Genomic DNA, 12089 nt, shown 5'->3' with positions numbered 1-12089 from the left:
TTACTCCATCATCTTCTCAATTGGCAGCACCAGAATGGAGCTTGCGCCCAGCGCCTTAAGTTTTTCCATGGTTTCCCAGAACAGGGTTTCGCTGCTCACCATGTGCATCGCCACGCGCTGCTGATCGCCCGCCAGCGGCAGAATGGTTGGACGCTCAGCGCCCGGCAGCAGGGCAATCACTTCCTCCAGACGCTCGGTTGGCGCATGCATCATGATGTATTTGGATTCACGCGCCTGAATCACGCCCTGAATGCGGGTCAGCAGTTTGTCGATGAGCTGCTGTTTGGCGTCGGCCATCTCGCCGTCGCGCTGGATAAGGCACGCTTTGGAGCGGTAGATCACCTCCACTTCGCGCAGGCCGTTCGCTTCCAGCGTGGCGCCGGTGGAGACGAGGTCACAGATGGCATCGGCCAGGCCCGCACGCGGCGCCACTTCAACGGAGCCGTTCAGCAGACAGGATTTAAACTGCACGCCTTTTTGATCGAGGTAACGCTTCAGCAGGTGAGGGTAAGAGGTGGCGATACGTTTGCCGTTCAGCGCGGCCGGGCCGTCCCAGGCTTCATCGACCGGCGTGGCCAGCGACAGGCGGCAGCCGCCAAAGTCCAGACGACGCAGGGTAAAGTAGCGCGGATCTTCGCCCTGCGCGCGGCGGGTTAACAACTCTTCTTCCAGTACGTTTTCGCCGATGATGCCGAGATCAACGACGCCATCCATCACCAGGCCCGGGATATCGTCATCACGTACGCGCAGAATGTCGATCGGCATATTTTCAGCCAGGGCGATGAGGCGCTGGGTGTGCAGGTTGATTTTAATCCCGCAGCGGGCCAGCAGTTCGCGTGAATCGTCGCTTAAACGGCCTGATTTTTGAATAGCTATGCGTAAACGTGAGTTATCTAACATTCTGTGTTCCTCGTTAACCTGTTTTAACCTGTCTGAATGCGGTCCAAAAAAAAGCCCCCGGAAGAAGATCTTCCGGGGGCTTTTTCATGCGTTCATGCACCACTGGAAGATCCAAACGTCTTCCAGCACACATCGCCTGAAAGACTAGTCAGGATGATGGTGATGATGGTGGTTTTTAAAAGGAACGCGTGTCATATAAATTCTCGTTGAATGCTTATGCATTTGATGTCTTTTAACCTAAACCAGTTGTACGCCATAAAGCAAGGGCTTTTTTTGATCATTAATTCATTTCATATTGATGGTATGAATTGTGCGTTCCACCAGGCTGGCGTAGCCTTATAACAGGCATCGTTAAGCGGAGAATGTAATGAAAAAGGTCGCGATTGTCGGGTTAGGATGGTTAGGAATGCCACTGGCGATGTCATTAGCCGCGAAAGGCTGGCAGGTGACAGGGAGTAAGACCACCCGAGATGGGGTTGAAGCGGCACGCATGTGCGGCATTGATGGTGTCGAGCTGCGTCTCGAACCCGAGCTTATCTGCGATACCGACGAGCTGGATGAACTGATGAATGTGGACGCGCTGGTCATTACCTTACCGGCGCGGCGCAGCGGCCCGGGCGAGACGTTTTACTTGCAGGCGGTGCAGGAGATTGTCGACAGCGCCCTGGCGCACCATATCCCGCGCATCATTTTCACCAGCTCCACCTCCGTCTATGGCGATATCGACGGTACGGCGAAAGAAAACACCGAGCGCAGTCCGGTGACCGCCAGCGGACGGGTACTGAAAGAGCTGGAAGACTGGCTGCACAATCTGCCTGGCACGCAGGTGGATATCTTACGTCTGGCCGGGCTGGTGGGGCCGGGGCGTCATCCGGGGCGCTTCTTTGCCGGTAAATCCGCGCCGGATGGCCAGCACGGGGTTAATCTTGTGCACCTTGAGGATGTTATCGGCGCCATAGAACTGCTTTTACAGGCTCCGAAAGGGGGGCACATCTATAATATATGTGCGCCTTCGCATCCGCCGCGCAGCACCTTTTATCCGCTGATGGCGCGCCAGCTTGGCCTGGCGCCTCCGGTATTCAGTGATGCGCAGGGGGAGCGCAAAGGCAAAATTATTGATGGCAATCGTATTTGCCATGAACTGGGATTTGAATATCAGTATCCCGATCCGCTGGTAATGCCCATGGAATAATTGCGCCGGCGGAGACAATCGCACACCGCAAGGGGGCGAAGATGAAACCGCTGCTGGATGTTCTTGTTATTCTGGATGCGCTGGAAAAAGAGGGGAGCTTTGCCGCCGCCTCGGCGAAGCTCTATAAAACCCCTTCGGCTCTGAGCTACACCGTGCAAAAGCTCGAGAGCGATCTTAATATCCAAATCCTTGACCGCACCGGGCATCGCGCGCGTTTCACCCGTACAGGGCAGATGCTGCTGGAAAAAGGGCGTGACGTGCTGCATACGGTTCGCGAGCTGGAAAAACAGGCCGTTAAGCTTCACCAGGGCTGGGAAAATGAGCTGGTGATTGGGGTTGATGATACATTCCCTTTCTCCCTGCTTACCCCGCTCATTGAGGCGTTCTATCAGCGCCACAGCGTCACCCGGCTGGTTTTTATCAATGGCGTGCTGGGCGGTTCCTGGGAGGCCCTGACGCAGGGCAGGGCGGATATCATCGTTGGCGCGCTGCATGAGCCTCCCCAGTTGAGCGAATTTGGTTTTGCGCGGCTGGGTGTTCTGGAGCAGGTTTTTGCCGTTGCGCCTCATCACCCGCTGGCGAATGAACCGGAGCCGGTTACCCGACGCGTCATTAAAAACTATCGTGCCATTGTGGTTGGAGACAGTTCTCGCCCCGAGTGCGGCATTTCATCGCAGATGCTGGATGAGCAGGAGGCCATCACCGTTTTTGATTTTAAAACCAAGCTGGAGCTGCAAATAAGCGGCCTGGGGTGCGGTTACCTTCCCCGTTATTTAGCGCAGCGGTTTATTGACAGCGGAGCGCTGGTGGAAAAACAAGTTTTAGCGCAGAGCAGTAACGAATCGGTATGGGTGGGCTGGAATGAACAGACCGCCGGGCTTGCCAGCGCCTGGTGGCGAGACGAAATTTTAGCAAATAGTGCTATCGCGACAGTTTACACTCAGGCAGATGATGGTAAATCAACCAGTTAGAAAAATTATTTTATGGGCAGGTTTCTCAATGTATTGCCTTTTGTATCTTGAATAGGGCAAAATGCCGCCGCTGCAAACAAATAAATAATCGACGATATAAAAGGCGTCGGTTATTTTTTTTTGCATGTACGAAACGAAACTAAAAACCAAGAGGCCGGGCTTCGTACCGGATAGATACTTACTAAAATCCGACAGTTGTTGTCGCTGAGGAAGAAAGAAATGGGGCAATTTTTCGCTTACGTGGCGGTTATCACCGTAAAGGAGAATAACTATGTCGCATAACGCAACTCCAAACACCTCTCGCGTGGAATTACGTAAAACGCTTACGTTGATTCCGGTTGTCATGATGGGCCTTGCCTATATGCAACCGATGACGCTGTTCGATACATTCGGTATCGTTTCAGGCCTCACGGACGGTCATGTGCCGACGGCTTACGGCTTTGCACTGATTGCGATCCTCTTTACCGCGCTCAGCTACGGTAAACTGGTGCGCCGTTATCCGTCTGCCGGTTCCGCCTACACCTATGCCCAGAAATCCATCAGCCCGACGGTGGGCTTTATGGTGGGCTGGTCTTCGCTGCTCGACTATCTGTTCGCGCCGATGATCAACATTCTGCTGGCAAAAATTTATTTTGAAGCGCTGGTGCCATCGATTCCATCCTGGATGTTCGTCGTGGCGCTGGTGGCCTTTATGACGGCCTTCAACCTTCGCAGCATCAAGTCCGTTGCCAACTTTAACTCCGTTATCGTTGTGCTTCAGGTTGTACTGATTGCCGTGATCCTCGGCATGGTGATTTACGGTGTGTTCCACGGTGAAGGCGCGGGCACTCTGGCGAGCAGCAAGCCGTTCTGGTCTGGTGATGCGCATGTGATCCCGATGATTACCGGGGCGACGATTCTGTGCTTCTCCTTTACCGGTTTTGATGGTATCAGCAACCTGTCTGAAGAAACGAAAGATGCAGAGCGCGTAATTCCGCGTGCAATCTTCCTGACGGCGCTGATTGGTGGCCTGATCTTTATTTTCTCGACCTATTTCCTCCAGCTGTACTTCCCGGATATCTCTCGCTTCAAAGATCCGGATGCTTCTCAGCCGGAAATTATGCTCTATGTGGCGGGTAAAGCGTTCCAGGTCGGCGCGCTGATCTTCTCCACCATCACCGTACTGGCGTCCGGTATGGCCGCGCATGCAGGCGTTGCGCGTCTGATGTACGTTATGGGCCGCGATGGCGTATTCCCGAAAAGCTTCTTCGGCTACGTGCATCCAACATGGCGTACCCCGGCGATGAACATCATTCTGGTCGGTGCGATCGCGCTTCTGGCGATTAACTTTGACCTGGTGATGGCAACGGCGCTGATTAACTTTGGTGCGCTGGTGGCGTTTACCTTTGTTAACCTGTCGGTGATCTCTCAGTTCTGGATCCGTGAAAAGCGTAACAAGACGCTGAAAGACCACTTCCAGTATCTGTTCCTGCCGATGTGTGGTGCTATGACCGTGGGCGCGCTGTGGGTTAACCTGGAAGAGAGCTCAATGGTGCTTGGCCTGATTTGGGCAGGTATCGGCCTGGTTTACCTGGCCTGTGTGACGAAGAGCTTCCGCAACCCGGTTCCTCAGTACGAAGACGTCGCGTAAGACTGCGTCGGGTGGCGGCTACGTCTTACCCGACCTAAATACCCCGCAGGCCCGCGTAAGCGAAGCGCCATCGGGCAAAAAAAAGCCGGAGACATCGCCTCCGGCTTTTTTGTACCCGCTATTCAGACAATCTCTTGCGCATACTGGAACAGCGCTTTCAGCAGCGCCTGCTTCTCAGCATTCCCTTCATACTGACCGTAAAGCATCTCCAGCTCCTGGGCGTAGCTATTAAGAAACTCCGGCGTAAACACGTTGCGCCGATGCTGTAACCAGCGTTCCTGCTCTGCTTCATCCAGCGTGCCGGGATAGTTACGCGCGCGATAATTAAACATCAGCTTCTCAATGCGCTTATCTGCGAAGGTGATATCCAGCGCGGGCAGGTTACGCGGGTCGGTTTGCAGCACGATATTCATCGCCGCGCGATCGGCATCGCTGAAGAAGCCGTTATAAAGCTGCGCATCCACATTCTCAGACGGCACGAAAGGCTCTGCTTCGGCAAAAATGGCGACGACTTTCTCGCGCACCTGCGGGTTGTCGCGCAGCACTTTCAGGTTATCGAGGCAGTGCTGACGGTTAATCCCCAGCCGGTCGGCGTCTTCCGGGCGTAGCGTGTTGGCCTGCGCCAGCACCGGGCACTTATTAATGTGCACCAGTTTTACCGGTACGGCTGGCAGGTCACCCAGCGCCTCTTTCGGCGTATAGAGCCGTTCACGTAAGGTGTCGCTGTCGAGCTCAAGCAGCGGGGAGATATCTCCGGCAAGATCCACCATGATGACGGCGTTACGGTTGTCCGGATGCCAGGCAAGCGGCGCCACCCAGCTTGTGTTCCCGCGCCACGCGCCGAACATCCCTGAAATATGCACCAGCGGTTTCATCTGCGGCACGTCAATCAGTGTCATCAGTTTTTGCTTGCTGCGATGGCTCAACAGATACTCAAACAGGCGCGGCTGCGCGGTTTTTACAAGTTTCGCCATTGCGATGGTCGCGTAAACGTCTGCCATCGCGTCGTGGGCATTGCTGTGCTCAATGCCGTTGGCCCGCGTCAGGTGCTCGAGCCTGAAGCTCGGCAAGCCGTCGTCGTTCTCCGGCCAGTTAATCCCCTCCGGGCGCAGCGCATAGCAGGCGCGCATGATATCCAGCAAATCCCAGCGTGAATTACGGTTCTGCCAGCTCCAGGCGTACGGATCGTAGAAGTTGCGGTAGAAGATATTGCGCGTCACTTCATCGTCAAAACGGATGTTGTTGTAACCCACCACGCAGGTATTGGGCACCGTGAACAGGTCGTGGATGCGACGGGCAAATTCTGCTTCGCTAACGCCTTTATCCCGCGCTTCCTGAGGCGTGATGCCCGTCACCATCACCGCGCCCGGCTGCGGCAGATAGTCATCGGCGGGCTTACAGTAAAACACCTCGGGTTCGCCGATGACGTTAAATTCGTCATCGGTTCGGATAGCCGCAAACTGCGCCGGTCGGTCCAGCGCCGGATGGGTGCCAAAGGTTTCGTAATCATGGAACAGGAAGGTTGGTTTTTTTTCGGTGTCTGCCATAACTTATTTTTGTCCACATTAATTTACAACAGTTTACAACGTCTGATTACCAGAAAAAAGACATTATCATTTGGTCTTTTACTTGAGCGTGAGATAGTTTTGAACTGTATAATATTGTTCAGCTAATAATTTTTTAAAGTTGTATGCCAAATGTTTTTTTAAATGTATAAAAATTATTTATGATACCAGCGACCCATAACAAGCATATGTTCATAATAAACTATATTTAAGCTGATATATGGTTGCTTGTGCTCCTGGATTTAATATTAGCATTTTTTGCTCTATCTTTTTTTTATCATATAACACATTCATGGTGTTTAAATCTTGTATCATTTAGTATTTTGTAGATTGCCATTGAAGCTTGCTGGTTGCTACGATACTGAGTTCGATTTTTTAGCCCGCAGGCTTTTATACTTTACATAAGCCTTGACTCCAGCACTTCTGGGCATCAAGCATGTAACCTGAATGGTAAGGTTAATAATCCGCTAATTTAGTCAGGAATAACCTTTATCGAGAGCTATATCCGGAAGACGGAAAAATAATGGAGGATATATTGATAAAGTTAATATGGTTAAAATCTAGCTCAGTAAAAATTACTTACTAAGTAAGCGCTTCTTTTCGGTATCTTTCTTTCGTTAGCAATTCAACTTATTTCAATCTGTAGTCGCCAGTTCATTGGCTGAATTTTAGCGGTTGATATTAAAGGGGTTGTTTTTATCCAAATAGATTCTATAACCTGTAAAAATTTAGGTTTCCCAAAGAAAAGCCAAAAACATTTCAGATGGCCTTAGTTTTATGTGCTTCTTTTTGTGAGTGTCAAATTAAGCTCAGAAATGATAACTATATTTTGAGAAAAATGCGTTATGTTTTAACCCCAAAGTTAGATAATGCAGAGCATCTATATTATTGACATGACCGTTAGAATGAGTAAAGACGACAAGTGTTGGCTTTACTAGCATGCATCTGGTTGCGAGCAATAGAAAACCTATTGGTCAATTTTAATCATAATAAATGATTTAAATCAAAGGGATAGCTGGTTTTGCTTGGTGGCGGAGTCGTTCGGTATTGATAGGCTACTAATAAAAAATTGAAAATGCTGCATTGCAGTGCTAATATTCAAAAAAATTACAATTTCTTGGGAAATAAAATGATTTTTAGCTCTCCTGAATTTATATTCATTTTCCTTCCTGTTACGTTCTTGATATATTTTTCTTTGAATAAGGCTCGTAAGCACAAATTGGCCAAAATTAGCCTTGTTCTTGCAAGTCTCTATTTTTATAGTTATTGGAGCTTAGAATACCTCCCTTTAATGGTTGGATCTATTATATTTAATTATTCTGTTGGCGTCCTAATATCCAGTAAAACTGGGAGAGCTAAAAAGTTTTTCTTAAGTGTAGGTGTGATTAGTAACCTAGCCATACTTGGATATTATAAGTACGCGAATTTCTTCCTGGATAATATAAACGCTTTATCAGGAAGCGATTTCCATACTATGTCGATAATATTGCCAATAGGAATTAGCTTCTATACCTTTACACAAATAGCCTTCTTGGTAGATAACTATAAAGGTTATGTTAAAGAATTCGATATTATTAATTATACTTTATTTGTGACTTTTTTTCCGCATCTGATTGCTGGTCCGATATTGCATCACAAAGAAATGATGAGTCAGTTTAAGTCAAAATGGACCTATGCCATACGATACAGACATATTATAATGGGAGTGATGATATTTGGTGTAGGCCTTTTTAAAAAAACAATTATTGCTGATACTTTTGCTATATCAGCCAACATAGGTTTTGCTCCAGGTTTTGAACACAACTTCATTAGTGCATGGGTAGCGAGTTTATCTTACACATTTCAACTATATTTTGATTTTAGCGGCTACTGTGATATGGCTGTAGGAGCTGCACTTTTGTTTAATATATGGCTGCCTATAAACTTTAACTCTCCATATAAAGCTCTTGATATAAAGGATTTTTGGAGACGTTGGCATATTACCTTGGGGCGTTACCTGAGAGATTATCTCTATATACCCTTGGGCGGCAATAGATGTCCCACTTTCAGGGTTTACATCAATCTTTTCATAACATTTGTTTTGGGGGGCCTTACATGGGCTCGCCTTGGCTATTCATAGAGCCTGGAAAACATTAGGCATGAGCATGCCTAATCCTCTTGCATGGATAGTTACATTCTTGTACGTTAATACAGCATGGGTTTTTTTTAGAGCATCATCGATACAAGACGCAATTAATATTTTGAAAGCCATGATTGATATTGATTCGATTAGTTCTGTCCCTATAAATGATATACCGATTAAAAACCTTTCCGCGTTAGGAGTCCTCGCAGATAATATGGCAGATTTTGTGCCTCTGGGGGTTGCCGCATATGTGACACAAATGATGGCAATATTATTTGGTTTCTTTATTATATCTAGAAAAAACTCCATCGAAATGTTTACATCTTCGCGCTTGGGCTACCATACAGTAATGAAAACAGCTTTTGTTACAGTGCTTGGTCTTTATATGACATTACACACAACTAGTGCGGTTTTCTTGTATTTTAATTTTTAAAGATGGTGGTTATGAATGAAATGTAGGCTGAGGGTATTTGTGGTTATTGTTTTTATTTCTCTATTGATCGTTCCTGCAATTAATTTAACGCTTGGGCGAAATGCTATGCCAAAATCTTTCCCGGAAACCTTCAAAAAACTCTATAATCTGGATATAATCGAGTCATTTATCGGTTATGCAGGATATGCAATTGGCATGTCATCTGACCCAGGTAAGGTGGTTGTAGGGCATGACGGTTGGTTGTTTTTGGGGGATGACATATCATCCCCAATAACGACAAAAATCCGGGGTGTGGACGATAAAATAAATTCAACAATAAATGCAATTCACAACAATATGTATGAGTGGAATAATTTCTTTAAGCGATGCGGAGTGAAGGAATTTAGAGTTATAATTGGACCCGATAAGGACAGTGTTTATAGTGAAAAAACACCCGCTTGGAATAGGCAAAGTGATAAAAAAATACTAAAAACATTAACTGCGGGGCAAAATCTTCTATTTGTTAATACCTACGATGCTTTCAAAATTGCTAAATCAAAGTTCATTATGCCAATGTATTTCCATACCGATACTCACTGGAATGAGTTAGGTGCGGTAGTTGCATTCAGTGCTTTGGTTAAAACTCTTGATGGATCTGATCTTAATTTTCATGCTGAACCAACCGAAAATGATTTCTATCTTAAACATAGCCGGGCCGGTGACTTAGCTGCATTTCTTCGTATTAATAAATTTATCGAGGATCAAGTTGTTTTGCACAAAGATAAGTCTATTGATAATTTAATTATAAAGAAGTATGATTTTGAATCGGGTAAGCTTATATCAAAATCAAAATTTTCACAAATTGGCGCTCCTTCATCACCAGTGCTGTTTATTTCAAATGGAGCGTTAAATAATGTAAAAGTACTATGGTTACGTGATTCATTTGGCACAGCGATGTCTCCATTTATGGTGCAGGCGTTTAAGGAAACGCTCCAGGTTCATTATGGAAAAGTTGATGCTTCAACAATAAAAAATCTTGTTAAAGCTTTTAGACCTGATTATGTGTTTATAACTGGAGTTGAAAGAGATGCTTTTTCAGCATTTTATAGAAAGTCTTTGTAAATATTTTTCCATGCGTTTGATAACCGCGTCTGTTAATGTAGTTTAAGTTGGGAGTATGCTTAAAAATATTGATAAATCTGACTGTGAACATGTTTGTTAAGCAAATATAATAATTTCAACCTTGACGCAGGTTGTCGAGGTAAAAATAAACTTCCGTATATGCACTCCTTGAGCATTGTTTTGAAAGTGCACGAATTGGGACGCAGCGTAAGTAAAGTTTATGGTGAGGCAGGTATATCAGAATGAAGCTATTTCATTTGGGGAATGTTATCCAGCTTCATAATAGCTGAAGTGATAATAAAACAAATAATATTAGTTGAAAAAACCTTCACTTGTGGCGAATGGTTAAAGATATTAAATCTCGAGTGGTATTTTCCCATAGCCCTTATCGAAAGTTCCAAAATCGATATGGAAAGTTAATTTTTTTCACTAAATACACGAGTTGTTGAACAAGTATTTTGAAATTAACTGGACGTCTGAATAACAATAGTAATATGAAATCAATAATTTTTGACTTTTTTCTCAGGTAGAACGATAACTAAAACCAGGAAAGCTAACCCAGAACCGATTTATTGAGCGTTTAAAAGAGGTTTCTTACAACGATACACAATTATCCACCACCTTATTGTAATGAATGAAGTAGGGGGAAATCAACAAGGCATGGAATAAATCCCTGGTGTTTATTCCAGTAATCTCATCCTGTTAAAAGTTGACGTCTCTATGGTAAACGATTGGGGTGAGCAGTCCGAACAAAAAGCACCGTCAGGCAAGAAATTTGCGAGATTTGTTCCGAAAAAATCTGCGTTCTGTCACATTTTTTTGCAATTAAGACAGGTAACGACATCAGAACTCCCGTAAAAAGGTCATCGATTTTTACTGACCTGAGGATATACCGTTGAAACGCCGTCTGTTTATTGCTGTTTCTTTACTCGCTTCGAGTATTTCATCCGCGCTGGCTGCCGAGCCGCTGGATTTTTCACCTCAGCCGCCTGCCATCCAGGCTGGCTCCTGGGTATTGATGGATTACACCACGGGTCAAATCTTAACGGCGGGCAACGAACATCAGCAGCGCAATCCGGCGAGCCTGACCAAACTTATGACGGGGTACGTTGTCGATCGCGCCATTGATAGCCACCGCATCAGCCCCGATGACATTGTGACGGTCGGACGTGACGCCTGGGCAAAAGGCAATCCGGTCTTTGACGGTTCGTCGCTGATGTTTCTGAAGGAGGGCGATCGGGTTTCCGTGCGCGATCTCAGCCGCGGCCTGATTGTTGATTCCGGCAATGATGCCTGCGTGGCGCTGGCGGATCACGTGGCGGGCGGTCAGCCGCAGTTCGTCAGGATGATGAATGACTATGTTGAAAAACTGAACCTGCGCGATACCCACTTCGAAACCGTACACGGGCTGGATGCACCGGGTCAGCACAGCTCCGCCTACGATCTCGCCGTGCTTTCCCGGGCCATCATTCACGGCGAGCCTGAGTTCTACCACATGTACAGCGAGAAGAGCCTGACCTGGAACGGCATCACCCAGCAGAACCGCAACGGCCTGCTGTGGGATAAGACCATGAACGTGGATGGCCTGAAAACGGGACACACCTCGGGCGCGGGCTTTAACCTGATTGCCTCAGCGGTGGACGGTCAGCGTCGACTGATTGCGGTGGTGATGGGGGCAGACAGCCCGAAAGGACGTGAAGATCAGGCGCGCAAGCTGCTGCACTGGGGACAGCAAAATTTTGATACGGTGCAGATCCTGCATAACGGTAAAAAAGTGGGAACCGAGCGCATCTGGTACGGCGATAAAGAGCAGATCGCGCTGGGCACGGATCAGGACTTCTGGCTGGCATTACCCAAATCGGAAGTGCCGAACATCAAGGCGAAATACGTGATGGATAAAAAAGAGCTGGAAGCGCCGATCGCCGCGCATCAGCGGGTAGGGGAGATCCAGCTGTACGATCGTGACAAGGTGGTCGCGCACTGGCCATTGGTTACGCTGGAAAGCGTTGAAAAGGGTGGGCTTTTCTCCCGTCTTGGCGATTATCTGCATCATAAACTCTGACCTTTTCGGGCAGACTGGCAGTGTTGCGAGTCTGCTCACATAATAAACACTCCTGGATTGCCGATAATCTCGATTCTGCTTTACAGTGTATATATATGGGTCTTCCCTTGTTG

11 protein-coding genes and 1 other annotated feature are annotated in these 12089 nt (G+C 47.3%); of the genes, 8 read left to right on the top strand and 3 right to left on the bottom strand.

Annotation, left to right across the window (positions count from 1 at the left end; translation table 11 throughout):
- Together hisG and hisL are read right to left on the bottom strand one after the other, a co-directional pair.
- Complete coding sequence (hisG, locus tag DD597_RS07340) at window positions 1–900, bottom strand: ATP phosphoribosyltransferase (RefSeq protein WP_003859492.1); 900 nt, start codon at window positions 898–900, stop codon at window positions 1–3.
- 45 nt (window positions 901–945) lie between these two features.
- Window positions 946–1069: a sequence feature (His leader region), on the bottom strand.
- Window positions 1045–1095 carry a his operon leader peptide gene (hisL, locus tag DD597_RS07335; RefSeq protein WP_099516347.1) on the bottom strand — a complete coding sequence of 17 codons (51 nt, stop codon included), beginning with the start codon at window positions 1093–1095 and terminating at the stop codon, window positions 1045–1047. It overlaps the preceding feature by 25 nt.
- Before the next feature lie 172 nt (window positions 1096–1267).
- Between hisL and DD597_RS07330 the strand changes: the two genes are divergently transcribed.
- From DD597_RS07330 to plaP, 4 genes are all read left to right on the top strand, one after another.
- Window positions 1268–2092 (top strand): SDR family oxidoreductase, encoded by an 825-nt coding sequence (locus DD597_RS07330; protein ID WP_058648556.1) that lies wholly within the window; start codon window positions 1268–1270, stop codon window positions 2090–2092.
- A 41-nt stretch (window positions 2093–2133) separates the two neighbouring features.
- Entirely contained in the window at window positions 2134–3063 is a 930-nt protein-coding gene (locus DD597_RS07325; RefSeq protein WP_003859497.1) for a LysR substrate-binding domain-containing protein, read from the top strand.
- 219 nt (window positions 3064–3282) lie between these two features.
- The gene (gene yoeI / locus DD597_RS07320; RefSeq protein WP_099458931.1) at window positions 3283–3345 is read left to right on the top strand and encodes a membrane protein YoeI; all 63 of its coding nucleotides are present in this window, start codon (window positions 3283–3285) and stop codon (window positions 3343–3345) included.
- Window positions 3335–4693 (top strand): putrescine/proton symporter PlaP, encoded by a 1359-nt coding sequence (gene plaP, locus DD597_RS07315; RefSeq protein WP_003859499.1) that lies wholly within the window; start codon window positions 3335–3337, stop codon window positions 4691–4693. The genes yoeI and plaP overlap by 11 nt, the downstream gene beginning before the upstream one ends.
- 122 nt (window positions 4694–4815) lie before the next feature.
- On the opposite strand, the gene sbcB is transcribed toward plaP, so the two are convergent.
- On the bottom strand, window positions 4816–6240 hold the full coding sequence (sbcB, locus tag DD597_RS07310) for an exodeoxyribonuclease I (protein WP_126297258.1): 1425 nt from the start codon (window positions 6238–6240) through the stop codon (window positions 4816–4818).
- A 1147-nt stretch (window positions 6241–7387) separates the two neighbouring features.
- Here sbcB and DD597_RS07305 point away from each other — a divergent pair.
- The 4 genes from DD597_RS07305 to dacD all read left to right on the top strand — a co-directional run bounded on the left by DD597_RS07305 (window position 7388) and on the right by dacD (window position 11976).
- Window positions 7388–8377: an MBOAT family protein gene (locus DD597_RS07305; RefSeq protein WP_219822832.1), complete on the top strand. Its 990-nt coding sequence runs from the start codon at window positions 7388–7390 to the stop codon at window positions 8375–8377.
- Between the two features lie 19 nt (window positions 8378–8396).
- Entirely contained in the window at window positions 8397–8813 is a 417-nt protein-coding gene (locus DD597_RS25000; protein WP_219822831.1) for a hypothetical protein, read from the top strand.
- 15 nt (window positions 8814–8828) lie between these two features.
- A complete protein-coding gene (locus DD597_RS07300; RefSeq protein ID WP_129256057.1) occupies window positions 8829–9914 on the top strand; it encodes a hypothetical protein in 1086 nt (361 codons plus the stop codon).
- Between the two features lie 889 nt (window positions 9915–10803).
- Window positions 10804–11976, top strand: coding sequence for a serine-type D-Ala-D-Ala carboxypeptidase DacD (dacD, locus tag DD597_RS07295; RefSeq protein WP_047740833.1), 1173 nt, complete (start codon window positions 10804–10806; stop codon window positions 11974–11976).
- The last annotated feature ends 113 nt before the right edge of the window (window positions 11977–12089 follow it).

The organism is Enterobacter cloacae complex sp. 677-3DZ2D5B (assembly GCF_004136695.1).
Lineage (GTDB): Bacteria > Pseudomonadota > Gammaproteobacteria > Enterobacterales > Enterobacteriaceae > Enterobacter > Enterobacter hormaechei_C.
The sequence above is the reverse complement of the archived record's forward strand: the minus strand, read 5'-3'. Positions and strand labels throughout refer to the sequence as shown.